The organism is Burkholderia crassaminum, from assembly GCF_964265005.1.
Classification (GTDB): domain Bacteria; phylum Pseudomonadota; class Gammaproteobacteria; order Burkholderiales; family Burkholderiaceae; genus Burkholderia.
The window spans coordinates 1,493,851-1,518,443 of the sequence record NZ_OZ183799.1 but is presented as its reverse complement, the minus strand read 5'-3'; the positions used below and the strand labels follow the sequence as shown (position 1 = coordinate 1,518,443).

The following is a 24,593-nucleotide window of genomic DNA, read 5'->3' as shown; positions in this document are numbered from 1 at the left end:
TCGCGTCTCGCGTAATTTCCTTGCACCGGGCGGCCGGATTCCGCCCCATCCTGCCATGCCGCGTCAGACAACCCGTTCGATCAGCCGAGAAACGCTGAAAATCGCCTCGACGATTGCGATGTCGTGCGCGCTGCACGGCGTCGCGCGGGCCGATTGCCTCGACGACGCGGCCGCGTTCCAGCACGTGAGCGTCAGCCTGATGCGCGGCATCGCGCAGGTCGAGTCGGGCATGAATCCGAACGCCGTCAACACCAACACGAACGGCACGGTCGACATCGGCCTGATGCAGATCAACAGCACCTGGCTGCCGACGCTCGCGCGCGAAGGCATCACGCGGGAGAGCCTGTTCGATGCGTGCACGAACGCGTATGTCGGCGCGTGGATCCTGTCGCAGAACATTCGCCAGCTCGGCGCCAACTGGAACGCGATCGGCGCGTACAACTCCGCATCACCCGACAAGCGCCTCGCGTATGCGCGCAAGGTCTATGATGCAATCCGGACCATGCCGGATTCGCCGGATACTCCCATGCCTATCCTTCCACCGTCCTTTACGCCGCCCCAACAGGCCCAGGCGTACAACCCGTTCGCGAGCCTGAGCGTGTCCGCACCGCCGCAGGTCACGCGTCCGCGCACGATTTCGTCGGCCCCGCCGTCGCCGCCGCCGCAGGGCGGCCCCGCCGGCCCGGCCGGCTCGTACAACTTCGGATGGACGGTCACGGGTGCGGACCAGGCGAAGCCGACCCAGGTGTTCGACGACGGCGCGCGGATCTACGTGCAGTTCAGCGACATGAAGCACGTGCCGGCGATCTTCACCGAGACGTCGGCCGGGCGCGTGCTGATGTCGTGGGAGCTGCAGTTTCCGTATGCCGTCCTGACACGTCCCGCGCAAACGTTAATCTTCCAGCTCGGGCCGTTCGAGGCGCGCGCGCAACGCGGTGCGGGCAATGGCGCCGGCATGACGGCGCAGGCCGGTACGGGAGGCCCGGCAACGGCTGCGGCCACCGGATCGAAGAAGTCGGCGAATGCAGCGGCGAATACGACAGCCAGTCCGGCGGCAACGACCGCAACGGCGGCAAAACGCACCGCGTCCGCCGATGCGCTGTGGTACGTGAATACGCCTTCGACGTCGGGAACGACGGCGGCCTCGCCATCGACCGCGAACATTCCGGCCACGCTGCCGACGGCCATCACGTCGAACACGCCGCCGCCCGCGCCGGCTCAAGCACCGGCCGCAGCCGCTCCGCCTTCGCGCGCCAGCGCGGATGCGCTGTGGTACATCTCGAAGTAGCGCACCGCCGATCGCACGCGTCGCGCGGCGATCATTTCTCCACGGTCGGCGGCGGTTCGGGCGCGTTCATGTCGTCCACCCATTGCAGTTCGGCCGTGCCGTTCTTCCTGAAATACACACGCAGATAGCGCGACGTCGACGATTCCGGCTGCGGGATCGTCACGTCGATCGTCTTCTGTTCCGCCGCGACGCCACGCTCGATCTCGGCCAGCGGTTGCGCGAACGCCCACGCCAGCTTCACCGTTTGCCCCGGCGTGATCTGGCAGCCGCACGCGAAAGCGCCACCGCCGCCGAATGCCTCGCCTGCCTCCCGCGCGGACGGATTGCCGAAGCATCCCGACTTGTGTTCGTTGTCGAGCCAGAACTCGTGAAGCTTGCGGGTGTACTCGTTATAGCCGGTGATGCATACGGTGCGTGACGCCGGCACTGCGGCGTCGTCATGTCGTCCGCATCCGGCCAGTGCGCCGAGCACCGTCAGTGTCAGCGCGCAGGCCCCTGCCCTGGACAGCTTCGCGAACGCGGCGATGCCGGGCACGGCATGCATGCCGACGACACGCGCTCGCGTACCCGCAGGCACGCCGACGCCGGCACGACCCGTCACCCGCGCCGCACCCAAATTACCTTGCCGTCGCGAATGCCGAGATTGCGGCGTTCCTGCCGGTAATCCATCGTGCCCGGCAGTGCCTTGCCGTCGCGCTCGAGCACGCGCCACAGGCAGCCATCCAGTTGCGCTGCCGCATCCGCTTCGGCCTTGCCGACCAGCGCGTCGTCCGGCCCCGCGTCTGCCTTGCATGCCTGCGACGTGACCGCCGGCTCGCCATTCATCACCATGCCGCCGGCGGTCGCATTCTTCGTTTTCATGTCCGTGCATCCCGCAAACGTTGCGCCCGCAACCAGCGCCATCATCATCGCGATCGTCTTCTTCATCGAATTCTCCCTGTTGCGCCCGGCGGCCCCTCAGCGGCGTTCCCAGGCTGCCGGGCGTTGCATGCCTGATCGGCTCCGCTCGCCCGGACCACGCCGATTCTGCGTGCGCCAGGCCACGGATTCGGCCTGCCGCCAAAGCCGCCTGCATGTTACCGCACGCTGCGTGGCGTGACGGCGTGACGGCACGAGCCCGCCGGCTGCGCCACGCCACACCTACCGCGACGATCCGCTCAGAACTTGTAGGTCGCGCCGGCAATGGCGTAGTAGTTGCTGCGCGACTGGACGATCGGGCTGTCGCCGTAGCGACCGAGCAACCGCGTCACGCCGCCGGTCGCGAGCACCGACCAGTGCTGTGACAGCGTCCAGTTCCACGCAACCGCCATCGACGCGCTGTCGATCCCGCCACTCGTCGAATACGGCCGGAACCGGCTCGTCATCGACTGCGCGTCGGTCACGCCGTAGAACGTCTGCGTATAGCGCCCCGAGCCCGCATGCACGGTTCCCGTCAGGATGATCTCGTGCTGCGAGGTCTTGAACACGGGCACCGCGAGATCCATGTGCCCCGACACGCCGCGCGACGTGTGCGTCACGGGTGTGTCGATCGTGACGCTCAGTTCCGCCGCGTTGAAGAGCGTCACGCCCGCGCGCACGCCGACCAGCACCGAGCCCGGAATCCGGCCCATCCCCTTCAGGTAGTCGGAGCCCGGCATGTCGAAGCGGTTCTCGTCGGCGCGGCCCGCGTCGTAACTCACGGCCGCCGACAGGAACACGCCGTGCGGCAGGTCCAGCCGGTAGCCCGCGCCCTCGGTGCTGTCGATAAAGAAGCCGTTGCCGAACTTCGCGGAAAACCCCGGCGCAACGACGCCGCGATACTGGTTGCTGCCCTGGTAGCGCGGCGCGAAACCGCCGCCAAGCGAAAGCGAATACTGGTTTTCCGCGTGGGCGGCGGCGGCAAGGGTCAGGCCGGCGAGCGGCATGCAATAGCGGTAGCGGCGGAGTATTGGGCGCACAATATTGAGATAAGAGTGACGGAGCCCGCAGTCTAGGTGCCGCGCTGCGCCGAGACTGTCCTGAATCTTCGGAAAATCTGTGCTCAATTGTGTTCGATTGTCCGAGATTGTCGTACCGCTCCCCCGGTCTTCGACGCGCCGGATAGAATTTGCGGGCCGCGCCGCACACCGGCTTGCCGGGGCGTGAGATGGCGCGTGCATCCTGAGGAGACCATGAACGAAGATCCGCTCAAATACCGCGTACTGCTGATCGAGGACGACGACCGCCTCGCGCAGCTCGTCCGTGAATATCTCGACAGCTATGAATTCGCGGTGACGGTCGTCCGGCGCGGCGACCTCGCCGTCGCAGCGGTGCGCGAGCACCAGCCTGCTCTCGTGATACTCGACCTGATGCTGCCGAATCTCGACGGGATGGAAGTCTGCCGGCGCATCCGCGCGTTCACCAACGTCCCCGTGCTGATCCTGACCGCGCGCCTGGACGTCTACGACCAGGTCGCGGGCCTCGAGACGGGCGCCGACGACTACGTGACGAAGCCGATCGAACCTCGCGTGCTGGTCGCGCGCGCCCGTGCGCTGCTGCGCCGTGCGCAGCCGGCCGCTGCCGAAGCGCCCGTGGCCGCGCCCGAAGCGCTCCTGTTCGGCGAGCTGGCGATCTCGCCGCCGAACCGCACCGTCACGTGGCGCGGCGAGCCGGTCGACCTGAAGACTGCCGAATTCAACCTGCTGCTGATTCTCGCGCGCGCGGCCGGCACCGTGCTGAGCCGCGACGACATCCTGAAGCAGCTGCGCGGGATCGAGTTCGACGGACTCGACCGCTCGGTCGATTCCGGCATCTCGAAGCTGCGCCGCCGCTTCGAGGATGCGTCGTCGGAGCCGCACAAGATCAAGACGATCTGGGGCCGCGGCTACCTGTTCAGCCCTTCTGCGTGGGACGAATAAATGCTGCGCCCGTTGATCAGGCTGTACCTCGTCGTGATCCTGTTCGTCGCCGCGTCGATCCTGTTCATCCAGCTGGCGTTCGACCGGATCTTCTACGAGCGCGTTGCGCAGGCGCAGCGCGACTCGTTGACGACTTATGCGTTCGTGCTCAACGACTACCTCGAACGCCATCCGGGCGGGCAGCGCGAACTCGCGCTGCGCGAGCTCGCGAAACACGGCAACGAAGGGTTCGGCTTCCTGTCGATGACCGCCGCCCGTGCGCAATTGAGCGGCGTGCCGCTGCGCGATCTCAATGCCGGCCGGATCGCGATCAGCTACAACGGCAAGGATTACTACATGCCGCTCGCGGACGGTACGGTCCTGCATGCGCGGCCGATCGAAGCCTTCGATCTCGACATCAGGATCTATGCGTACCTGCTGCTCGCGCTCGCCACGCTGTTCGCGGTGGTGCTGTGGGTTCACTATCACTGGCGCGACCTGCGCAGGCTGCAGGAGGCCGCCCGCGCATTCGGCGCCGGCACGCTGGCGACACGCGTGAAGCTGTCCGGCAAGTCGAACATCTATGAACTGTCGCAACAGTTCAACGACATGGCCGAGCGCATCGAGGCGTCGATCAAGCAGCAACGCGAAATGATGCACGGCATTTCGCACGAACTGAAGACGCCGCTCGCGCGGCTCGAGTTCGGGCTCGCGCTGCTCGCCGAGCCCGACGAAACGGAACGCATGCGCGAACGCCGCGACGCGCTGCGGCGCGACGTGCGCGAACTCGACGAGCTCGTCACCGAGCTGCTGACGATCGGCCGGCTCGAACAGGGTGCGAGCCAGCTCGCGCCGATGGAAGTCGTCGTCGATGCGCTGATCGACAGCGTCGCCGGCAACGTCGCGAACGATATCGCCGATCGCGGCATCTCGCTCGACGTGTCGACGCTCGGTGCACCCGCCACCCACGTGTGCGACCCGAAGCTGGTCGCCCGCGCGTTGCTGAACCTGATCCGCAACGGCGCGCGCTATGCATCGCGCACGGTGCTGCTCGCCGCCGCGAGCGACGCGTCCGGCACGCTCGTGCTGAGCGTCGACGACGATGGCCCCGGCATTCCGGCCGCCGAGCGCGCCCGCGTGTTCGAACCGTTCCAGCGGCTCGACTCCAGCCGCGACCGGCAGACCGGCGGCTTCGGGCTCGGGCTCGCGATCGTGCGACGCGTCGCGCAGGTGCATGGCGGCGACGTGCGGCTCGAGGATTCACCGCTCGGCGGCGCACGCTTCGTGATCACGCTGCCCGCGCGAACGCTGCCGGACAACCTGTTCGACGTACCGGATCCCCTCGCGCCTGCCGATGCATTCGGCGCCGGCACGGGCATGGCCATCCCGCGGCGATGAAGCGCGCGGCAGGCGCGCTGGCCGCCCTCGCCTGAGCGCTTGAGCGCTTGAGCGCCTGAGCACCTGCGCGCCTGAGCACCTGAGCGCCTGAGCACCTGAGCGCCTGAGCACCTGAGCACCTGAGCACCTGAGCACCTGAGCACCTGAGCACCTGAGCACCTGAGCACCTGCGCGCCTGAGCACCTGAGCACCTGAGCACCTGCGCGCCTGAGCTCCTGAGCTCCTGACCGCCTACCGCCGATGCATGCGCGTCGCTCAGCGGCGCCGCAACAGCGCGACGAAGAACAGGCTGCCGAACATCGCGGTCACGATCCCGATCGGCAGATCCTCCGGCGCCGCGAGCGTGCGCGCGGCCACATCGGCCCACACGAGCAGGATCGCGCCGGTCAGCGCGGCAACCGGCAGCAGCCTGCCGTGCTCGGCACCGACGACGCGACGGCACAGATGCGGCGTCACGAGCCCGACGAAGCCGATCGCCCCGCTCACCGCCACCATCGCGCCCGTCGCGAACGACGCGACGACGAAGACCTCGCGCCGCATCCGCGCGCTCGGCACCCCGAGCCCGGCTGCGGCGACGTCGCCCGACATCAGCGCATTCAGTTCGCGCCGGCGCGCATACAACGCGCCACCGGCGAGCGCCGCGCAGACGGCCGGCACCGGCAGCAGATCCCAGCGTGCGAGCCCGACGCCGCCGAGCATCCAGAACAGCACCGACGACGCGGCGCGCTGATCGCCGAGATACAGCAGCAGGTTGCCGAACGCGGCCATCATGAACGACACCGATACGCCCGCGAGCAGCAGCCGGTCGGATTCGAGCCGGCCGCGCCGGTAAGCGAGCGCCACGACGCAGGCGGTCGCCGCGAGCGCGCCCGCGAAGGCGGCCGCCGACAGCGTGAACGGGCCGAATGCCGCGCCGGCCAGCACGGTGACCGCGACGGCGCCGAGCATCGCGCCCGCGCTCACGCCGAGCAGGTGCGGATCGGCCAGGCGGTTCGCGGTCGCCGCCTGCAGCGCCACGCCGACCGCCGCCAGCGTCGCGCCGACGATCGCGGCGAGCAGCGCGCGCGGCATCCGGATCAGCCACACGATGCTGTCGTCGCCCACCCCCGCCGCGAGCGCGCCGGCCTCGCCGAACGCCGGCACGAGGTGCATGGCGACGATCCGCACCGCGGCCGGCATCGCGATCGGCGCCGGACCAAATGCAGCCGACGCGACGATCGACACGATCAGCAACAGCGCCAGCACCGGCAGCACCATGCGCATGCCGGGCCGCGCTGCACGCACGGGCACGCTCATCGCGCCGGGCCGGCGAACGCGGCCGGATACAGCGCGCGCGCCAGCGTCTCGACGGCCGCGACATTCTCGGGGCCCGGCGTCGCCGCATCGTATGGAATCACGATGAAGCGCCGGTCGCGGATCGCGGCCACGCGCGCGAGCGCCGGCTGGCTCAGCAGGAACTGCTGCTTCTGCGCTGCCGTCACGGCCGAGTAGTCGACGATCACGATCACCTGCGGATCGCGCGCCACCACGCTTTCCCAGCTCACCTGCGTCCAGCTGCGCGGCAGGTCGGCCATCACGTTGCGCGCCCCGGCCGCCGCAAGCAGCGCGCTCGGCATCGCGAGAGCGCCCGCCGTCATCGGCTTGTCGGTGCCGCTGTCGTAGACGAACACGCGCAGCGGCTCCGGATGCCCGATCGCGCGCGTCACCACCGCGAGACGTGCGCGCATCGCGGCCACAACCTGCGCGGCGCGCGCGTCGACACCGAAGATCCGGCCGAGATTGTTCAGGTCGCGGAACACGTCGTCGAACGACGCGCCCGCCTGCTTCATCACGTGCGAGCACGATTCGGTCAGCTCGTACGTCCGGATGCCGAACGGCGCGAGCGTCGCGGGCGTCACCGGGCCGCCGACATGCATCCCGTAGTTCCAGCCCGCGAGATAGAAGTCGGCGCGCGCGGCCACCAGCACTTCGCGCGACGGATACTGGCTCGCCAGTTCGGGCACGCCGCGCAACGCGTCGCGCACGTGGGCGGTGCCCGTCTTCCACCCGCCGATGCCTGTGTAGCCGACGAGCCGGTCCTTCAGGCCGAGCACGAGCATCATCTCGGTCAGGTTCACGTCGTTGCTCACCGCGCGCGTCGGCGCGCGTTCGAACGTCACGTCGCGATCGCAGCTGCGCACGGTAATGGGATACGCACCCGCATGAGCGGCCGTACAGCCGAGCAGGGTCGCGGCAACCAGCCGGCGGGATACCGACGACAAAGCGGACGACAATTCGGACGACAAGGCGGAGAACGGGACAGGAAACGGCATGGTGGTCATTCCGGATGAAGCGGCGTGATGCGCGGCCGGCCCGTGACGGGATGGCGATCGACGAGCGCGGCGACGCCGAACACGTCGCGCAGCAGCGCTTCGGTCAGCACGTCGGCCGGCGTGCCCGATGCGACGACCCTGCCATGCGCGAGCACGTGGAGCCGGTCGCAATACGCGGCCGCGAGATTGAGGTCGTGAATCGTGGCGAGCGTCGCGATGCCGAGGCGCCGCACGCGCGCGAGCAGTTCGAGCTGATGGCGCAGGTCGAGATGGTTGGTCGGCTCGTCGAGCAGCAGCAGTTCAGGCTGCTGCGCGAGTGCGCGAGCCAGCAGCGCGCGCTGCTTCTCGCCGCCCGACAGCGACGCGAAGCGTTGCGCGCGGCGCTCGACGAGGCCGACGTCGCGCAGCGCGGATTCGACGATCCGCCGATCGTCGGCCGTCTCCGCATCGAACGGCCGCTTGTGCGGCGTGCGCCCCATGTCGACCAGTTCGTCGACCGTCAGCCCGAAATCGTCCGGCGTCTCCTGCTGCAGCACGGCGATACGCTGCGCGACCGCGCGCGGCCGCATGCGCCACACGTCCTGCGCGTCGAGCGCGACACGGCCCGCATCGGGCCGTGCGTAACGGAACACGCAGCGCAGCAGGCTCGTCTTGCCGCTGCCGTTCGGGCCGACCAGCCCGACGAACTCGCCTTCGGCCACGCTCAGCGTCACCGAATCGAGCACGGCGATCGCACCACCGGGAGACCAGCTCACGCGTTCGATGTCGAGCATGTGCGCCACGGGAGGCTCGCCGCGCCGCATTAGAAGCGCATCGTCGCGACGAGCTCCGCCGAGCGCGACGGGCCGAGCAGCCACTGCTCGCCGCCGTTCGACGTCGTCACCGCATACGTGCGGTTCGCGAGATTGCGCAGGTACAGCGCCAGCTCGGTACGCGACGTCGGCTGCCAGCGCAGCGACGCATCGAACACCGTGTACGACGGCACCTGCACACGGTTCGCGTCGTCGCCGTACGTCGCGCCGACGTAACGCACGCCCGCATTCGCCTGCCAGCGTTCGGCGAACGCCCAGCCGAGCCACAGGTTCGCCGTCTGCTGCGGCACGTTGGCCGGCGCATTGCCGGCGCGCGACACCGTCGCACCGCCGACCTTCTGGTTGAACTCGTCATAACGCGCGCGCAGCAGCGCGACGTTCGCGTCGATCGTCCAGCCGTGCGGCAGCCGCGCGCCGCCCGTCAGCTCGATGCCGCGCGACGATTGCCGGCCGACCTGCTGGCGCAGTGCGGGATTGAACGGATCGGTGCTGAGCAGGTTGCGCTTCGTGATGTCGTACACCGCGAAGGTCCAGTACGCGCGGCCGTCGAGCAGCGTCTGCTTGAGCCCGGCCTCCCACTGCTCGCCGGTCGCGAGCCGGTAGTTCGCCTGCGACGCGGACAGCGTCACGAGCGAGCCGAGGCCCTCCGCGCCCGTCGTGTATTGCGCATAGGCGCTGAGCGTCGGCGCGACTTCGAACACGAAGCCCGTGCGCCAGCCGACGTTCGCGAAGCGCTTGTCGAAGCCTGCGCCGCTCGCCGCCTGCTCGCGGCTGAACGCGATGTGGTCGTAGCGCAGGCCGCTCACCCACGCGAGCCGCGGCAGCACTTCGAGCCGGTTCTCGGCGAACACCGCGGCCTGCCGTGCCCGCGTGCTGAACTGCGGCACCGTCGGGTCGGGGCTCGTGAACACGCCGGGATCGAAGCCGTGCGCAGCCACCGTCGATTCGCCGCCGTACGGCGAGTTGTTGGTGCCGTCGAACGTGACCTGGCTGAATTCCGTGCCGACGACGAAGCGGTTCGCGCGACCGAACAGCGAGCCGTCGAAGCGTGCACTCAGCCGGTCGCCGATCTGCCGCTGGTGATGGCCGATGTCGAGATAGTCGCCGCGCGTGACGAGACCCGCCGCGGGATCGAGCGCATACGATTCGGCATTGCGCCAGTGGCGGTTCGACGTCAGGTAGTAGAGCTGGTTGTCGATCGTCACGCCGGCCGTCGGACGGTAGCTGGCCGACAGGCGCGTCCACTGGTCGTAGTAGGCAATCGTCGCATCGCCGACGTTGTAGTTGAGCTTGCGCAGCGACAGATCGAGCACGCCGTTCGGCGCCGGCACGCCATAGTAGGTCGCCGGCATCTGGCGGCCGTAGTCGAAGTCGAGCGTCAGCGTGAGCTTCGGGCTCACGTCGAACTTCAGCGCGCCGCCGACGGCCGTCGTATGCGTATCGGCGCGCTCGGCGAGACCGTTCGCGCGCGCATCGCTCGCATAGAAGCGGTAAGACAGCCGCGGGCCGAGCGCACCCGTCGTATCGAACGCAAAGCGCTTCGCGCCGTCGGCCCCCACGCCGACTTGCAGCGTCGTCTCGCGCGTGCGCTGCGGCCGCTTCGGCACCACGTTGACGACGCCGCCGATCGCCCCTTCACCGTACAGCACCGACGCCGGGCCGCGCAGCACCTCGATGCGCTCGACCGACCACGTATCGAACGGGAACGTGATCGTGCCGGCTGCCGGCATCAGCCGCACGCCGTCGAGCAGGGTCATCACCGATTCCTGCCCGCTGAAGCCGCGCACGCTCAATGCGGTGCCGCCGGTACCGGGCGCCATCGCACTCGCGAACCCCGCGGTGCGCGTGACCGCGTCGAGCACCGTGCGATCGCCGCGTGCGTCGATCGTGTCGGCCGTGACCGACTCGACGCTCGCGGGCGTGTCGAGGCTCGCGAGCCCGAGCCGCGAACCCGTTTTGAGCGGTTGCGTCAGCGGGTCGGCCGGTGCGGATCGCGCGCTGACGTTGATGGTCGGCAGCGCATGCCGATCGTCCGGTGCCGCCGTTTCGGCGGCCAACGCGCCGGAGGTCGCCATCGCACAGCCCACCCAGGTGGCACAACCGAACGCGGCACGCGAGCGCCATCCCCCGTCGTTCCGGCGCGAGCCGGCGGGCAGCCGTGCGTCGCGTGCCCGCATGTGTTTCGTCTTCGTCACTTCGTATCGGTCTTCGTGTGGTTTCGTCGCACGTGGCTTGCCCGACAACCCCGGACGGCCGGCGATCCAAACGTCGGATGATACGTTATATCAATTTATCTCGTCAGGGTTTTGTCAGGATTCGTGGGCCGGTGCGTCCGCGCCTGAGACTGGAGCCCGTGAAGGTTCGCCGCGACAGCATCCCTGGATAAATCGGTCAGCACTCCAGCGCCCATGTCGACGATACGACTGCGTCGGCCGACGGGAAGGCAGTGCGCTCATGACGCGCGCCGCGACCGGCCGGCACAACGGCACTGCCTAGATCGGAAAACTGAACTGCACCCACAGCTTGTCGCCCTGCGGCCGGTTGCGCACCGCGAACTCGTGCTGGTATTTCACGACCACACCCGACGCCGGTCCCCACATGTAACGCAGTTGCGGGCCGATCGCGACCGATTGCCCGCGAAAGCCGTCCGACGCGACCTTGATGCCGTCCTGCGTATCGTCGGTGAACTGCTTCAGGAACGTGCCCTGCACGCCGATCTGCACGCGCCGCTCGATCGAATAGCCGATCAGGTAGTCGAGCACGGCGACCGCCCCCGAGTGGTATCGCGTCGCATGGTTCGGCGAGTTCAACTCGAGCAGCGTGGTCGTCGAGATCTCCCAGTCGCGGCCCGGAAACCAGGTCGTGCTGACATACGGCAGAAACGCAACCGTGTTCAGCCCCGTGTTCGCGATCCGGTTCGCCGCGTACGCGCCGGTCGGCACCGCGAACGACGGCGAGAAGAACGCGAAGAAGGTCTTCGATGCGTTCGCATAGTTGATCATGAACGGCTCGAGGATCACGTCACCGAGCGACGTACGGTTTCCCGTACCGCCCGGCGTCGACAGATGCAGGTGCACGATCGGTACGATCGCGCTGCTCGACAGTGAAAACGGCCCGAACGTTGCGCCCCAGGTGTGGACCACGCGCGGCGTTTCCGCGACGACGCTCAGGTGGAACCCCGGCACCGCGCTGCCGCCGTCCGGCCCGGCAAACCGGTTCGATGCCGAGTACAGCGCGTAGTTGAAGTACTGCGTGTTGCCGGGGGGCGGAAGCAGCCCGTTCAGCACGGTGTTGACGCCGAACGGATAGCTGATCTGCCCGTTCTCCGTGGCCGACGCCGGAACGTGAATGGCGCTGGCGATCAGGAGTGCCAACGGCACCCGTCGCAATGTGAATTTCATGTCGTCTCCAGACCGGATTGTTATCGTGTAATCACGAGCCGGGCATCGCAGGCCCGGGGAGACGCAATGTAAAGCGCACGACAGCGGCGAAAAAGACGACGTTCGGGAGAACAGTTCTCCGTCACACGGAGAAATGCGCGACAGCGCCGCGCGGGCCTGCGATCAGCGGCCGACTTCCTTCCACTTGCGCGCGAGCCCGAGGCGTTCGAAACGCTCGATCAGGAACTCGGTGAAGACGCGGATCTTCGCCGGCTGGTGGCGGCGGCTCTGGTACGCGATGTTGACGGTGAGCGCCGGCAGTTGCCAGTCGGTGAGCACCGGCACCAGCTTCCCCGCGACGATATCGTCGTGGATGATGTAGAGCGGCTGGATCAGGACGCCGAGCCCGGCAAGCGCCGCCGCGCGGATCACCTGCCCTTCGTTCGCATCGAGCACACTCTTGATCGTCACCGACTGCTTCCTCGCGCCGTGGCGGAAATGCAGTACGTACGGATCGTTCGCGAGGTTGTAGACCAGCAACCGGTGGTCGCACAGCGCATCGGGCGTCACCGGCGCACCGTGCTTGGCCAGATACCCGGGCGACGCGGCCAGCACGCGCCGGGTCTCGGCGAGCTTGCGCACGGTAATGCCCGAATCCGCTTCATGCTCGCGCGTGCGGATCGCCACGTCGATGCCGGCCTCGATGAAATCCGGGTAGCGGTTCGCCGCGATGATCTGCACGTTCAGGTTCGGGTAGCGCCGGTGAAACTCCGGCAAGGCCGGTGCGATATAGAGCGACGCGAACGATACCGAAGCCGTCACGCGCAGCGTGCCGGCCGGATTGACGCTCGTTTCGTTGACCGCCGCATCGGCCTCCGACAGTTCCGTCAGGATCGCGACGCAGCGCCGGTGGTACTCGTGCCCCGCGTCGGTCAGCCACAGGCGGCGCGTGGTCCGCTCGACGAGCCGCGCCCCCAGTCGCTCCTCCAGCGCGTTCAGGCAGCGGCTCGCCGCCGCGCTCGACATCCCGAGCCGCTCGGCGGCCTTCGACAGGCTGCCAAGCTCGGCCACCTGCACGAAAAATTCGATCTGCGTCCACTTGTCCATGCGTTCGATTCTTCCACTTGGCGGAGAACAAAACTCCTCCAAACCATCTTTTTTACGATTCAAGGAGGAATTAATGTTACGTCAACGCGCCATCGAACGACATCAGGAGACAACCCCTATGCGCAATCTCAACGAAGACACCATCACGCAGGCCGTGATCGCATCCCTCTCCGGCTGTCGCGACGAGCGGCTGCGCACGGTCATGACCAGTCTCGTCCAGCACCTGCATTCGTTTGCGCGGGAGACGAAGCTCACCGAGGCGGAATGGCAAGCCGCGATCGGCTTCCTGACCGCGGTCGGCCACATCACCGACGACAAGCGCCAGGAGTTCATCCTGCTGTCCGACGTGCTCGGGCTGTCGACCCTCGTCACCGCGCAGAATCATGCGAAACCGGCCGGCTGCACGGAGGCGACCGTATTCGGCCCGTTCTATGTCGACGGCAGCCCCGAATTCGCGATGTTCGACGACATCGCGAACGGCGCATGCGGCGAGCCCTGCTTCGTGTCCGGCCATGTGCGCGGCATCGACGGCACGCCCGTCGCGAACGCGTCGCTGGAAGTCTGGCAGGCCGACGAAGACGGCCACTACGACGTGCAGCAACCGGCCGACGACGGGTCCGTCACGCATCGTGCGCGCGGGCGGCTGCGCAGCGGCGCCGACGGCCGTTACGCATTCCGCTCGATCCTCGCCGAACCGTATCCGATTCCGCACGACGGCCCCGTCGGCGCGATGCTCGACGCGCTCGGCCGTCATCCGTGGCGCCCCGCGCACCTGCATTTCATGATCGAGGCGCGTGGCTACGAAACGCTGATCACGCACGTGTTCCGCGACGGCGACCGCTATCTCGATTCCGATGCGGTGTTCGGTGTACGGTCGACGCTCGTCGCCGACTGGGTGCGACATGCGCCCGGCATCGCACCGGATGGCTCGCGCATGGACACGCCGTTCTACACGCTCGATTACGACTTCGTGCTCAATCCCGCGGAGCGCGGCGCATGATCCGGCACGTCGTGATGTGGAACGTCGCGGGCGAAACCGACAGCGAACGCGCGGCGGCTCGCGCCCGCGTAAAGCACGCATTCGAAAACCTGCGCGGCCGGATTCCGGGCATGACACACCTCGAGGTCGGCGCGGATTTCAGTGCGACCGATTACGCGTGCGACCTGATTCTCGTCGCCGAATTCGAGTCGCGCGAAGCGCTCGACGGATACGCGACACACCCTGAACACGCACGCGTACGCGACACGCTGGCCGGCCTGCGCATCGCGCGCCACCAGGTCGACTACGCAACGGAGTAACGACGACATGGATTTCATTTACCAGGCACGCGCCGCACGCGTGATCTTCGGCGCGGGCAGCCTCGACCATCTCGAACGCGAAGTGCTGGAACTGGGCGCGCAGCGTGCGCTCGTGCTCTGCACGCCGGAGCAGCGCGACCTCGCGCAACACATTGTCGAGCGGCTCGGTGCACGTGCCGCCGGGCTATACGACCGCGCGACGATGCACGTGCCGATCGAAATCGCCCGCGATGCGCAGGCGTTCGCCCGGTCGTGCGATGCGGATTGCGCGATCGCGATCGGCGGCGGCTCGACGATCGGCCTCGGCAAGGCGATCGCGCTCGAAAGCAGCCTGCCGATCCTCGCCATCCCGACGACGTACGCCGGCAGCGAAATGACCCCGATCTACGGCCTGACCGAAGGCGGCATCAAGCGCACGGGCTCCGATGCGCGCGTGCTGCCGAAAACGGTGATCTACGATCCCGCGCTCACCGTCACGCTGCCCGTTGAACTGTCGGTGACGAGCGGCCTCAATGCGATCGCGCACGCAGCGGAAGGCCTCTACGCGAACAATGCGAATCCGGTGATGAGCCTCGTCGCCGAAGAAGGGATTCGCGCGCTGGCGCGCGGCCTGCCCGGCGTGCGTCGCAACCCCGCCGACCTCGGCGCACGCAGCGACGCGCTCTACGGCGCATGGCTGTGCGGCATGGTCCTCGGCAACGTCGGCATGGCGCTGCACCACAAGCTCTGTCATACGCTCGGCGGCAGTTTCAACCTGCCGCACGCGCCGACCCACACGGTCGTGCTGCCCCATGCGCTCGCGTACAACGCCGCACACGCGCCGGACGCGATGCAGCGCATCGCCCGCGCGATAGGCACGAACGACGCGGCGCGCGGCCTCTACGCACTGGCGCTCGACAACGGCGCGCCGGTCTCGTTGAAGGCGATCGGCATGCAGGAAGCCGACCTTGATCGCGCAGCCGATCTCGCGTCCGCCAATCCGTACTGGAACCCGCGCCCGATCGAACGCGACGGCCTGCGCGCGCTGCTGCAGGACGCCTTCGACGGCAACCTGCCCGGCTCGACTGCGCGCTGAATCGAACACACAACAAACCTACAAACGACACCGTCATGGAGACAACCCGCATGAATACCGAACCGAGCGCGCACGGCGACAGCACCGCCGAACACTGTGACGTCGCCATCGTCGGCTACGGGCCGACCGGCCTCGTCGCCGCATCGATGCTGGGCCGCGCCGGCCATCGCGTGATCGTTCTCGAACGCTGGCCGACACCCTACGGCCTGCCGCGCCTCACGCACATCGACGGCGAGACCGCCCGTATCGTGCAGGCCAGTGCCGATGTCGATCACGCGCTGCGCAACGCGAAGGCCGTCGACACCTACCACTACCGCGATGCGAACGGCGACCTGCTGCTCGAACTGAACTGGACCGGCCGCGCATGCGGCTATCCCGCGCACATCTCGATCTACCAGCCCGACATCGAGGACGCGATCGATGCGCGCGCCAACACCTTCCGGAACGTGACGATCCTGCGCGGCTGGGAAGTCGACACGCTGCAGCAGGACGACGACGGCGTGACGCTGACCGCGCATCCGTCGCGCGGCGGCCAGGACGCGCAATGGACTGGCAGGCCGCGCGTCATTCGCGCCCGCTACGTGATCGGCGCCGACGGCGCGAACAGCTTCGTGCGGCGCACGCTCGGCATCGAACGGTCCGACTTCGGCTACAACGAGCGCTGGCTCAATCTCGATTCGGAAAACAAGCGCGATCTCGGCGACGGCTGCGCGCGCACGACGATCTACTGCGATCCGGCACGCGCGTACATGCACATGCCGATCGGCACGAAGCGCACGCGTTTCGAGCTGCGCGTGCTGCCGAACGAATCGACGGACGAATGGGAAACGGAAGCAGCCGGCTGGAAGTGGCTCAACGACCACTACGGCTACGGCCCGGACGACCTGACGCTGCTGCGCCACGTCGTCTACACGTTCGAGACGCGCATGGCCGAACGCTGGCGCGCCGGCCGTGTGCTGCTCGCGGGCGATGCCGCGCACACGATGATGCCGTACATGGGACAAGGCGCGTGCTCCGGCATGCGCGACGGCATCAACCTCGCGTGGAAGCTCGACCTCGTGCTGTCCGGGCGCGCGTCCGCCGACCTGCTCGACACCTATGAAACCGAACGCCGCCCGCACGTGACCGCGATCACGCAGATGTCGCTGTTTCTCGGGCAAGTGGTCAACGAGGACGATCCGCGCAAGGTCGCCGAGCGCGACGCGGCGTTCCGCTCGGGCAACATGCCGCCGATGCCGCCGTTCCCGAAGATCGGCCACGGTATCGTGCACGCGCAAGCCGACGGTACGCTGCTGCCGACGACGGGCGCACCGGCACCGCAAGGCCGCGCACGTCGCGGCGCAGCCGAAGGCCGCTTCGACGACGTGGTCGGACAGGGTTTCCAGCTCGTCACGCGCGAGCACCCTGCCCGCCATCTCGACGACGCGCAGCGCGCATTCCTCGCGCAACTCGGCTGTCACGTGGCCGTGCTGGCCGACGACGTGTGCGCGCCGGATGCCGTGGTCGATCTCGACGGCGAACAGCATGCGTTCATGCATGCGCATGGCATCGCCGCGTATATCAAGCGGCCCGATTTCATCGTGTTCGGTTCGGTCGCCGACCTGCGCGAGCTCGGCGCGCTCGTCGACGCGCTCCGCGACGCATTGCACTGGTCCGCCGTTTCGGGCGAGTCATCTTCATCCTCGGCCTCGGCGGCCCTCACCCACGCATCGTGAAGGAGACGTACGCATGACGACCGAACTGTCACCGTTCGCGCTGTCGCTGCAGCGCGCGATGCCCGTCACGCGCCTGCTCGATTGCGGGGTGGATTACGCGGATGCAACCGCGCTGCACGCCCGCACGTCGGCCGGCGAACCGTGGGATGTCGCTGCCGAAGCGCTGGCCGATGCGCAGCTCGCACGCGCCGCGCAGGCGGCGGATGCCGGCCATCTGGTCACGGCCGCCGACGCGCAGGCAATGGCCATCGCGAACCTGCTGTTCGCGCAGATGGCGTTCAACCACGACGTGCCACGCAAGCGCGCGCTCTATGCGCGGCTCGTCGACGCGTCGCACGGTCTCGTTCGCTGGTCCGACAAGCGCATCGAACGCGTCGAAGTGCCGTTCGGCGATGCGCACCTGATCGGCTGGCTGGTGCGGCCGCCGACCGAGCGCGTACGCGGCACCGTCATCGTGTTCGGCGGCCAGAGCGGCTGGGGCTTCGCGTACTGGCCGATCGCGCGCGCACTCGCGGCGCGCGGGCTCGCCACGCTGCTCGCCGAAGGGCCGGGCCAGGGCGAGACGCGGCTCGAACAGCGGATCTTCGTCGACGTCGACATGAGCGCCGCCTATCGGCGCTTCGTCGACCATGTCGCCGACCGCGTGCCCGGGCCGATCGGCATCTGGGGGAACAGTATCGGCGGGTTGTGGGCGGCGTTGACCGCTGCCAGCGACCCGCGCATCGCGGCCTGTTGCGTGAACGGCGCACTCGCAGCGCCGACGCTGCTGCCGTTCCGCACGTTCGTCGAACAAGCCGCGGCGATGCTCGGCAACGACGACCCCGATGCGGTCGCCGCGAACTTCGCGCGCATGAGCTTTTCGTCCGGGCGCGAGCGCATCGCGTGCCCGCTACTGGTGCTGCACGGCGGAGCAGATCCGCTGATCCGGCTCGACGACCAGCAGCCGTTTCTCGATGCAGCGACGTCCGGCGATGCGACGCTCAGGGTCTGGCCGGACGGCGAGCACACGATCTACAACCACGCGTCCGAGCGCACCACGCTCGTCTGCGACTGGTTCGTCGAGCGGCTGGCGCGGGCGGCGGCTGCGTGACCTCGCATGCGGTGTCGGTCGTGCGGACGGTCGACACCGCGCGCGGCATCAGGCATTACGACGTCGCGCCGCCGTGCTCCACCACGCCGTCGATTTCCGCGTGCGTGAAGCCGTACTTCGCCATTCGCTCGCGATGATCGGCCGAACCGAGATACGCGCGCAGCTTTGCGTTCACGGCCTGCACGAGCGGGTCGTTGTGCTTGCTGAACGAAAATCCGCCAACGGGCACGGCCGCACCCGCGCCACGCTCGTGCGAAACGGCCTCCAGCCGCTCATCCGTGTCGGCGAGTGCGCGGCTCCCGATCGCGGTGCTCGCGAAGGCGTCGACCTGCCCCGCCAGCAACGCGGCCACTGCGTCGGGCTGATCCTTGAAGATCACGATCTGGCCGTCGCTCACGCCGGCCGCCCTTGCCGAATCGATCTGCACCTGGTCGGTCACGCACGCCAGCCGCACATCGCCGCGTGCCGCGACGGCCGCGTAGCTCGTCAGCCGCTTCGGGTTGCCGGCCTGCAACACGAAGCCGTCGCCGATCGCCCACACCGGAACGCTGAATGCCACGTGCCGCGCCCGTTCGGCCGTCACGAAGATCGGCACGTTCATGTCCCAGCGCCCGGCCTGCACGCCCGGCAGCAGCGCATCGAACGATGTCGGGTGATATTCGATTTCCGTCACACCGATCGCGCGCAGCACCACCTCGGCCAGATCGATATCCGCGCCGGTCACGGTGCCGTCGTCTGCCGTCCAGTCGAACGGCGGTTCCTCGATGTACGCAATCCTTACCTTCATGGTGTCGCTCCTGACGTTCAATGTTGTCCGCCGCGCCCGGCCACCGGGCACCCGGCTCAAGCAGCCGCTGTATCCATCGCCCGAGATAGCGCCGCCAACGCAGGCTGCAGGCGCTCCAGCGGAAGATAACCGAACCCGAGCCTGAACACGCGGCTGCTTTCGCCGAACCAGGTGCCCGCCGCGAGTTGCACGTCGTGATCCGGCAACCGCTGCCAGAAACGCGACACGGCCGGCTCGTCGAAAGCATCCTGACGCAACCGCACGCAGCACAACGCGCCGGCGTCGGGCCGCACCCACTCGACCCGCGCGCGTTCACGTTCGCACCAGCCCGACACGATATCGAGCGCGCCCGCCAGCAGCCGGCGCCGCGGCGCGAGCACGTGCTCGCGGTGGCGCAGCACGGTCGCGGCCAGCGTCTCGTCGAGCACCGAACCCGAGATCACGGTATTCAGTTTCGCGACCAGCAGACGCGCCCGCAGCCCCGCGTCGGCCACCGTGAGCCACCCCGTTCGCAGACCGGGCGCGCCCAGCGCCTTCGACACCGACGAACCCGTGACGATGCGTGGATCGACACCCGCGAAACTCGCCGCCACCGCGGCATCGCCATAAGTCGCTTCGCGATAGGTCTCGTCGATGAACAGTACCGCACCCGGACACCGTCGCGCCATCAACGCGAGCAATGCGTCGATCTCCGCGCGCGATGCCTGCACGCCGCCGGGATTCTGCGGCGACGCGATACTGACCAGGCGGGTTTTCGCCGACAGGCAGGCATCGAACCGTGCGAGGTCCAGACGGTAACCGGTCTCGAACGACAGCCGCACTTCCCGCACCGTTGCGCCGGCGCCGACCAGGCAGTCGCGACTCGGCGGAAAACACGGCGTTGCGAGTACGGCCTCGTCGCCGGGCCGGCACACTTCGTAGGCCAGCAGAAACAACCCGAGCGCCGTGCCTTGCGTCGTCACGATCTGCTCGGCGGGCACGTTGCAGGTATCGGCAATCGCCTCGCGCAGCACGGCAGCACCCGCCGACTGGCTGTAGCCGAGCTTCAGGTTGCGGACCGTTTCGACGCCGGCCAGATCCAGCAGCTCGCCGACCGTCAGGTCTTGCGACGTGCTCTCCGCCAGGTTGAAGGTGCGGTTCACGTCGAGCAGCGAGATGATTTCGTTGTACGGAAATCGTCCGCGCCACTCGCTGGAATGTGCTGGTGTCGTCTGCATGTGCAAGCCCCTCGTTGGCCGATCGATGGATCGAAACACCGCCATCGTAGCGCCCGCACAAAAACCATAACAGCCACAATTTTCCGCCGATTGGACCGACACAATTATGCATGGCGGGATATCGTCGAACGGTCGATAATCGGACACTCCCCTGCCGCTGGTGCCACATGGAAACGCAGACGTCATACCGCTACAGGCAACTGGCCGATCTCATCGTCGGCATGATCGAGAACGGTACGCTCGCACCCGGCACCCGGCTGCCGTCCGTGCGCGCCGTCAGCGAACAGCAGCGCATCAGCGTCTCCACCGCGCTGCAGGCATACCGTCTGCTCGAAGATCGCGGCGTGCTCGTCTCGCGCCCGCAGTCGGGTTTCTATGTCGCGGCCGCACGCGGCGGCTCGCTTGCCTTGCCGACAGCGTCGCGCTCGCGCGCCAAGGCATCGACGGTGTCGATCAGCGGCGCGGTCGCCGCGATGCTCGAACATGCGGCCAATTCGGCACTCGTGCCGCTCGGATGTGCGGTGCCCGATGCGGCGCTGCTGCAATCGAAGCGGCTCGACCTCGCCCTCGCGCGCGCGGCGCGCCAGCATGGCATGCGCTACAACGTCTATTGCGCACCCTACGGCGAACCGGCACTGCGCCGCGAAATCGCGCGGCGTGCCATGCGCTTCGGCCATCCGCTGTCGGCCGACGACATCCTCGTCACGAATGGCTGCACCGAGGCGTTGACGCTCGCGCTGAATGCCGTGGCAACGCGCGGCGATACGATCGCGGTGGAATCGCCGACCTACTTCGGCCTGCTTCACACGCTGGAGGCACTGGGACTGAAGGCGCTGGAATTGCCGACCGACCCGCAGCACGGCGTCGACATCGGCCAGCTCGCGCAACGGCTCGAATCGGAATCGATCGCCGCCTGCGTGCTGTCGTCGAGCTTCGGCAATCCGCTCGGCTCCACGATGACCGAGGACGACAAACGGGCACTGCTTGCGCTGCTCGCGCACCATCGGGTGCCGCTGATCGAAGACGACGTCTACGGCGACATCCACTTCGGGCGAGACCGGCCGAGGCCGTTCAGCGCACTCGACGGCGGTGCCGATACGATCTACTGCAGTTCGTTCTCGAAGAGCCTCGCCCCGGGATACCGGATCGGCTGGATCGCGGCGGGTGCCCGCACCCGGCAGGTGATGGAACGCAAGCTTGCGCTCAGCCTGTGCGGCCCCGTGCTGCTGCAGGTCGCGCTGGCCGACTTCCTCGCAAGCGGCGCATACGATGCGCATCTGCGCCGCATCCGGCGCGTGTTCGAGGAAAACCTGGCGCGGATGACGCGCGCGATCGAAGCAAGCTTTCCGGCCGACACGAAAGTGAGCCGGCCCGCCGGCGGCTTCGTGCTCTGGCTCGAACTGCCGAAGCGATTCGATTCACGCGCGCTGTTCGATGCCGCACTCGAACAGGGCGTCTGCTTCGCGCCGGGCGACATCTTCTCCGCCAGCCGGCGCTTTCGCCATTGCCTGCGCCTGAGCGCGGGACATGCGTGGAACGAAACTATCGAGGACGGCGTCCGCCGCCTTGGCCGGCTCGCGCACGCACAACTCGCGCGCTGAGCGCGCGGCGGCCACCCGCCACCGAGCCATCGCCCGACTCAACCGCCAACCTTGAACGCCGGCAACTGCTGCCCGAGCCGCGCGCCCATTTCCGCGCCGAGCGCCTGCAGCGCATTGAACGGCCGGATCATGACTTCGAATTCCACGATCCGCCCTTCGTCGTCGAAGCGGATCATGTCGATCCCCTTGAGCGCCTTGTCGCCGACGCTCGCGTTGAATTCCAGCACCACGCTCAGGCCGTCGTCGGTGACGAACTGGCGGTGATAGGTGAAGTTCTCGAGGATCGTGATCACCGTGCGCAGCGCCATCAACAGCGCGGGCGCCGGCCCGTATGGCTTGAACGCCATCGGCGAACGGAACACGGCATCCGGGTGGACGATCGACTCCAGCGTGGCAAAGTCCTTGTTTTCGATCATCACGTGCCACGCGTCGAGCGACTTCGCGACAGCGGGATGAACATGCGTCGGTGCATTCATCATCGTAAACTCCTGAATCGTCGAACGGAAAGAAAACCAATCGGCCTCAAAGGGTCGCAGCCAGCGTCGTGCCCTGGTGAATCGCGCGCTTCGCATCGAGCTCGGCAGCCTCGTATGCGCCGCCGATCAGGTGCACGCGGCATCCGGCGGCCTGCAGTTGCTCCGCCAGTTCGCGCGCCGGCTCCTGCCCCGCGCAGATCACCACGTTGTCCACCGGCAGCGTCTGTTCGGCGCCGTCGATCGTCACGTGCAATCCTTCGTCGTCGATGCGCCGGTACGTCACCGCCGACGACATGCCGACACCGCGCGCCTTCAGCGCGGTGCGGTGGATCCACCCGGTGGTCTTGCCGAGCCCGTCGCCGATCTTCGACGCCTTGCGCTGCAGCAGATACACCTGCCGCGCGGCCGGCTCGGGTTGCGCACGGCCGAGGCCGCCGGCATTCGCATACGATCGATCGATGCCCCATTCGGTGAAGAACCGGTCCGCGTCGCCCCGCTCGCCGCCATCGCGATGAACGAGATATTCCGCGACGTCGAAGCCGATGCCGCCGGCGCCGACGATCGCGACGCTGCGGCCCACGGCCTTGTCGTCGCGCAGCACGTCGAGATAGCCGAGCGTCTTCGGATGCCCGATGCCGTCGATCGGAGGCGTGCGCGGCACGATGCCCGTCGCGATCACCACCTCGTCGAATTCGCCTTGCAGCAGCATCTCGGCGCTCGCGCGCGTATTGACGTGCAGCGTGATGCCGCGCAACTCGATCTGCCGGCGGAAGTAGCGCAGCGTTTCGTTGAACTCTTCCTTGCCGGGCACCTTCTTCGCGATGTTGAACTGGCCGCCGATCTCGGCGCCCGCTTCGTACAGCGTCACCGCGTGGCCGCGCTCGGCTGCCGTGACCGCGAAACCGAGGCCCGCCGGACCGGCGCCGACCACCGCGATGCGCTTGCGCTGCTGTGCGGGGCGGATCACGAGTTCCGTTTCATGACAGGCGCGCGGATTCACGAGACAGGACGTGATCCTGCCGCTGAACGTATGGTCGAGGCACGCCTGGTTGCAACCGATGCACGTGTTGATTTCGTCCGCGCGCCCTTCCCGCGCCTTGCGGACGAATTCGGCGTCGGCGAGGAAGGGCCGCGCCATCGACACCATGTCGCAATAGCCGTCGGCGAGCAGCTGCTCGGCGACTTCCGGCGTGTTGATCCGGTTGGTCGCCACGAGCGGGATGCCGACCTTGCCCATCAATTGCCGCGTGACCCATGCGTACGCAGCGCGCGGTACCTTGGTCGCGATGGTAGGAATGCGCGCCTCATGCCAGCCGATGCCCGTATTGAGGATCGTCGCACCGGCCGCCTCGATCGCCTGCGCGAGCCGGATCACCTCGTCGAGCGTCGAGCCGCCTTCGACGAGATCGAGCATCGACAGCCGGTAGATGACGATGAAGTTCGTGCCGACCCGCTCGCGCACGCGACGCACGATCTCGACCGGGAAGCGGATGCGGTTCTCGTAGGCACCGCCCCACGCGTCGTCGCGATGGTTCGTGCGCGCGGCAATGAATTCGTTGATCAGGTAGCCTTCGGACCCCATGATCTCGACGCCGTCGTAACCCGCATGCTGCGCAAGCGCCGCGCATCGCACGAAATCGGCGATCGTCTCGTCGACTTCGTCGCTGCTCAGCGCATGCGGCGTGAACGGGTTGATCGGCGCCTTCAGCGCGCTGGGCGCGGCGAGCGCCGGGTGATACGCATAGCGCCCGAAGTGCAGGATCTGCAGCGCGATCCTGCCGCCCTCCGCATGCACCGCACGCGTCACGACACGATGGCGTTCGGCTTCCGCTTCGGTCGTCAGCATCGCGCCGCCCGGCGCCGGGCGGCCGCGCTCGTTCGGCGCGAAGCCACCCGTGACGATCAGGCCGGCCTCGCCTCGCGCGCGCTCCGCGTAGAACGCCGCCATCCGCTCGAAGCCGTGCGGCGCTTCCTCGAGACCGACGTGCATCGACCCCATCAGTACGCGGTTCCTGAGCGACGTGAAGCCCAGTTCGAGCGGGGTCGTCAAATGCGGATAACGGGGTGTCATCGGGTGTCTCCATTTTTATGCAACAAGTTGCACAGATGGTAGTTCACCGATTTCGTTTATGCAACATGTTGCACAAACATGCCCCTTGGCTTGTACTGTGGCCCCGATAT

General features: G+C 67.9%; 22 protein-coding genes. 9 read left to right on the top strand and 13 right to left on the bottom strand.

From position 1 onward, the window contains the following. Positions 1-55: 55 nt before the first annotated feature. On the top strand, positions 56-1,288 hold the full coding sequence (locus ACPTTF_RS07010; protein ID WP_423370694.1) for a transglycosylase SLT domain-containing protein: 1,233 nt from the start codon (positions 56-58) through the stop codon (positions 1,286-1,288). Positions 1,289-1,319: 31 nt separating this feature from the next. Here ACPTTF_RS07010 and ACPTTF_RS07005 read toward each other — a convergent pair whose 3' ends face one another. From ACPTTF_RS07005 to ACPTTF_RS06995, 3 genes are all read right to left on the bottom strand, one after another. Continuing rightward, positions 1,320-1,832: a hypothetical protein gene (locus ACPTTF_RS07005; RefSeq protein WP_423370693.1), complete on the bottom strand. Its 513-nt coding sequence runs from the start codon at positions 1,830-1,832 to the stop codon at positions 1,320-1,322. A 53-nt stretch (positions 1,833-1,885) separates the two neighbouring features. Next, on the bottom strand, positions 1,886-2,215 hold the full coding sequence (locus ACPTTF_RS07000) for a hypothetical protein (RefSeq protein WP_423370692.1): 330 nt from the start codon (positions 2,213-2,215) through the stop codon (positions 1,886-1,888). Positions 2,216-2,445: 230 nt separating this feature from the next. Continuing rightward, entirely contained in the window at positions 2,446-3,192 is a 747-nt protein-coding gene (locus tag ACPTTF_RS06995) for a MipA/OmpV family protein (RefSeq protein WP_423370691.1), read from the bottom strand. Between the two features lie 246 nt (positions 3,193-3,438). Between ACPTTF_RS06995 and ACPTTF_RS06990 the strand changes: the two genes are divergently transcribed. Both ACPTTF_RS06990 and ACPTTF_RS06985 read left to right on the top strand, forming a co-directional pair. Further along, positions 3,439-4,164 (top strand): response regulator, encoded by a 726-nt coding sequence (locus ACPTTF_RS06990; RefSeq protein WP_166963042.1) that lies wholly within the window; start codon positions 3,439-3,441, stop codon positions 4,162-4,164. Further along, on the top strand, positions 4,165-5,541 hold the full coding sequence (locus ACPTTF_RS06985) for an ATP-binding protein (RefSeq protein WP_166963044.1): 1,377 nt from the start codon (positions 4,165-4,167) through the stop codon (positions 5,539-5,541). Between the two features lie 255 nt (positions 5,542-5,796). Here ACPTTF_RS06985 and ACPTTF_RS06980 read toward each other — a convergent pair whose 3' ends face one another. The 6 genes from ACPTTF_RS06980 to ACPTTF_RS06955 all read right to left on the bottom strand — a co-directional run bounded on the left by ACPTTF_RS06980 (position 5,797) and on the right by ACPTTF_RS06955 (position 13,152). Then, positions 5,797-6,837: a FecCD family ABC transporter permease gene (locus ACPTTF_RS06980; RefSeq protein WP_423370690.1), complete on the bottom strand. Its 1,041-nt coding sequence runs from the start codon at positions 6,835-6,837 to the stop codon at positions 5,797-5,799. After that, the gene (locus tag ACPTTF_RS06975) at positions 6,834-7,862 is read right to left on the bottom strand and encodes an ABC transporter substrate-binding protein (protein WP_423370689.1); all 1,029 of its coding nucleotides are present in this window, start codon (positions 7,860-7,862) and stop codon (positions 6,834-6,836) included. The genes ACPTTF_RS06980 and ACPTTF_RS06975 overlap by 4 nt, the downstream gene beginning before the upstream one ends. After that, positions 7,859-8,656 carry an ABC transporter ATP-binding protein gene (locus ACPTTF_RS06970; protein ID WP_423370688.1) on the bottom strand — a complete coding sequence of 266 codons (798 nt, stop codon included), beginning with the start codon at positions 8,654-8,656 and terminating at the stop codon, positions 7,859-7,861. Before ACPTTF_RS06970 ends, ACPTTF_RS06975 begins: the two co-directional genes overlap by 4 nt. Beyond that, the gene (locus ACPTTF_RS06965) at positions 8,656-10,740 is read right to left on the bottom strand and encodes a TonB-dependent receptor (protein WP_423371850.1); all 2,085 of its coding nucleotides are present in this window, start codon (positions 10,738-10,740) and stop codon (positions 8,656-8,658) included. Before ACPTTF_RS06965 ends, ACPTTF_RS06970 begins: the two co-directional genes overlap by 1 nt. A gap of 417 nt (positions 10,741-11,157) precedes the next feature. Further along, a complete protein-coding gene (locus tag ACPTTF_RS06960) occupies positions 11,158-12,066 on the bottom strand; it encodes a SphA family protein (RefSeq protein WP_423370687.1) in 909 nt (302 codons plus the stop codon). A 162-nt stretch (positions 12,067-12,228) separates the two neighbouring features. Beyond that, a complete protein-coding gene (locus ACPTTF_RS06955; RefSeq protein WP_166963053.1) occupies positions 12,229-13,152 on the bottom strand; it encodes a LysR family transcriptional regulator in 924 nt (307 codons plus the stop codon). 118 nt (positions 13,153-13,270) lie between these two features. On the opposite strand from ACPTTF_RS06955, the gene ACPTTF_RS06950 reads away from it, so the two are divergent. From ACPTTF_RS06950 to ACPTTF_RS06930, 5 genes are read left to right on the top strand one after another with little or no spacing between them, the layout of a single operon-like run. Further along, on the top strand, positions 13,271-14,152 hold the full coding sequence (locus ACPTTF_RS06950) for an intradiol ring-cleavage dioxygenase (protein ID WP_423370686.1): 882 nt from the start codon (positions 13,271-13,273) through the stop codon (positions 14,150-14,152). Continuing rightward, positions 14,149-14,451, top strand: coding sequence for a Dabb family protein (locus ACPTTF_RS06945; RefSeq protein WP_423370685.1), 303 nt, complete (start codon positions 14,149-14,151; stop codon positions 14,449-14,451). Before ACPTTF_RS06950 ends, ACPTTF_RS06945 begins: the two co-directional genes overlap by 4 nt. A gap of 7 nt (positions 14,452-14,458) precedes the next feature. Beyond that, entirely contained in the window at positions 14,459-15,526 is a 1,068-nt protein-coding gene (locus ACPTTF_RS06940) for a maleylacetate reductase (protein ID WP_423370684.1), read from the top strand. Between the two features lie 50 nt (positions 15,527-15,576). Continuing rightward, positions 15,577-17,241, top strand: a complete 1,665-nt coding sequence (locus ACPTTF_RS06935; protein WP_423370683.1) for a bifunctional 3-(3-hydroxy-phenyl)propionate/3-hydroxycinnamic acid hydroxylase — start codon at positions 15,577-15,579, stop codon at positions 17,239-17,241. A 13-nt stretch (positions 17,242-17,254) separates the two neighbouring features. Beyond that, positions 17,255-18,331: an alpha/beta hydrolase family protein gene (locus tag ACPTTF_RS06930; protein ID WP_423370682.1), complete on the top strand. Its 1,077-nt coding sequence runs from the start codon at positions 17,255-17,257 to the stop codon at positions 18,329-18,331. 55 nt (positions 18,332-18,386) lie between these two features. Here ACPTTF_RS06930 and ACPTTF_RS06925 read toward each other — a convergent pair whose 3' ends face one another. Beyond that, a complete protein-coding gene (locus ACPTTF_RS06925; protein ID WP_423370681.1) occupies positions 18,387-19,118 on the bottom strand; it encodes a transporter substrate-binding domain-containing protein in 732 nt (243 codons plus the stop codon). Between the two features lie 56 nt (positions 19,119-19,174). Continuing rightward, a complete protein-coding gene (locus tag ACPTTF_RS06920) occupies positions 19,175-20,335 on the bottom strand; it encodes a pyridoxal phosphate-dependent aminotransferase (RefSeq protein WP_423370680.1) in 1,161 nt (386 codons plus the stop codon). A 167-nt stretch (positions 20,336-20,502) separates the two neighbouring features. Between ACPTTF_RS06920 and ACPTTF_RS06915 the strand changes: the two genes are divergently transcribed. Beyond that, positions 20,503-21,936 carry a PLP-dependent aminotransferase family protein gene (locus ACPTTF_RS06915; RefSeq protein WP_423370679.1) on the top strand — a complete coding sequence of 478 codons (1,434 nt, stop codon included), beginning with the start codon at positions 20,503-20,505 and terminating at the stop codon, positions 21,934-21,936. A gap of 38 nt (positions 21,937-21,974) precedes the next feature. On the opposite strand, the gene ACPTTF_RS06910 is transcribed toward ACPTTF_RS06915, so the two are convergent. Together ACPTTF_RS06910 and ACPTTF_RS06905 are read right to left on the bottom strand one after the other, a co-directional pair. Next, entirely contained in the window at positions 21,975-22,415 is a 441-nt protein-coding gene (locus ACPTTF_RS06910; protein WP_423370678.1) for a nuclear transport factor 2 family protein, read from the bottom strand. Between the two features lie 43 nt (positions 22,416-22,458). Next, positions 22,459-24,483 carry an FAD-dependent oxidoreductase gene (locus tag ACPTTF_RS06905; protein WP_423370677.1) on the bottom strand — a complete coding sequence of 675 codons (2,025 nt, stop codon included), beginning with the start codon at positions 24,481-24,483 and terminating at the stop codon, positions 22,459-22,461. Positions 24,484-24,593: the final 110 nt, after the last annotated feature.

Bases quoted from the DNA above. Each gene is read 5' to 3' on its own strand.
- ACPTTF_RS07010 (WP_423370694.1), top strand. From the start codon at position 56: ATGCCGCGTCAGACAACCCGTTCGATCAGCCGAGAAACGCTGAAAATC.
- ACPTTF_RS07005 (WP_423370693.1), bottom strand. From the start codon at position 1,832: ATGCATGCCGTGCCCGGCATCGCCGCGTTCGCGAAGCTGTCCAGGGCA.
- ACPTTF_RS07000 (WP_423370692.1), bottom strand. From the start codon at position 2,215: ATGAAGAAGACGATCGCGATGATGATGGCGCTGGTTGCGGGCGCAACG.
- ACPTTF_RS06995 (WP_423370691.1), bottom strand. From the start codon at position 3,192: ATGCCGCTCGCCGGCCTGACCCTTGCCGCCGCCGCCCACGCGGAAAAC.
- ACPTTF_RS06990 (WP_166963042.1), top strand. From the start codon at position 3,439: ATGAACGAAGATCCGCTCAAATACCGCGTACTGCTGATCGAGGACGAC.
- ACPTTF_RS06985 (WP_166963044.1), top strand. From the start codon at position 4,165: ATGCTGCGCCCGTTGATCAGGCTGTACCTCGTCGTGATCCTGTTCGTC.
- ACPTTF_RS06980 (WP_423370690.1), bottom strand. From the start codon at position 6,837: ATGAGCGTGCCCGTGCGTGCAGCGCGGCCCGGCATGCGCATGGTGCTG.
- ACPTTF_RS06975 (WP_423370689.1), bottom strand. From the start codon at position 7,862: ATGACCACCATGCCGTTTCCTGTCCCGTTCTCCGCCTTGTCGTCCGAA.
- ACPTTF_RS06970 (WP_423370688.1), bottom strand. From the start codon at position 8,656: ATGCGGCGCGGCGAGCCTCCCGTGGCGCACATGCTCGACATCGAACGC.
- ACPTTF_RS06965 (WP_423371850.1), bottom strand. From the start codon at position 10,740: ATGGCGACCTCCGGCGCGTTGGCCGCCGAAACGGCGGCACCGGACGAT.
- ACPTTF_RS06960 (WP_423370687.1), bottom strand. From the start codon at position 12,066: ATGAAATTCACATTGCGACGGGTGCCGTTGGCACTCCTGATCGCCAGC.
- ACPTTF_RS06955 (WP_166963053.1), bottom strand. From the start codon at position 13,152: ATGGACAAGTGGACGCAGATCGAATTTTTCGTGCAGGTGGCCGAGCTT.
- ACPTTF_RS06950 (WP_423370686.1), top strand. From the start codon at position 13,271: ATGCGCAATCTCAACGAAGACACCATCACGCAGGCCGTGATCGCATCC.
- ACPTTF_RS06945 (WP_423370685.1), top strand. From the start codon at position 14,149: ATGATCCGGCACGTCGTGATGTGGAACGTCGCGGGCGAAACCGACAGC.
- ACPTTF_RS06940 (WP_423370684.1), top strand. From the start codon at position 14,459: ATGGATTTCATTTACCAGGCACGCGCCGCACGCGTGATCTTCGGCGCG.
- ACPTTF_RS06935 (WP_423370683.1), top strand. From the start codon at position 15,577: ATGAATACCGAACCGAGCGCGCACGGCGACAGCACCGCCGAACACTGT.
- ACPTTF_RS06930 (WP_423370682.1), top strand. From the start codon at position 17,255: ATGACGACCGAACTGTCACCGTTCGCGCTGTCGCTGCAGCGCGCGATG.
- ACPTTF_RS06925 (WP_423370681.1), bottom strand. From the start codon at position 19,118: ATGAAGGTAAGGATTGCGTACATCGAGGAACCGCCGTTCGACTGGACG.
- ACPTTF_RS06920 (WP_423370680.1), bottom strand. From the start codon at position 20,335: ATGCAGACGACACCAGCACATTCCAGCGAGTGGCGCGGACGATTTCCG.
- ACPTTF_RS06915 (WP_423370679.1), top strand. From the start codon at position 20,503: ATGGAAACGCAGACGTCATACCGCTACAGGCAACTGGCCGATCTCATC.
- ACPTTF_RS06910 (WP_423370678.1), bottom strand. From the start codon at position 22,415: ATGATGAATGCACCGACGCATGTTCATCCCGCTGTCGCGAAGTCGCTC.
- ACPTTF_RS06905 (WP_423370677.1), bottom strand. From the start codon at position 24,483: ATGACACCCCGTTATCCGCATTTGACGACCCCGCTCGAACTGGGCTTC.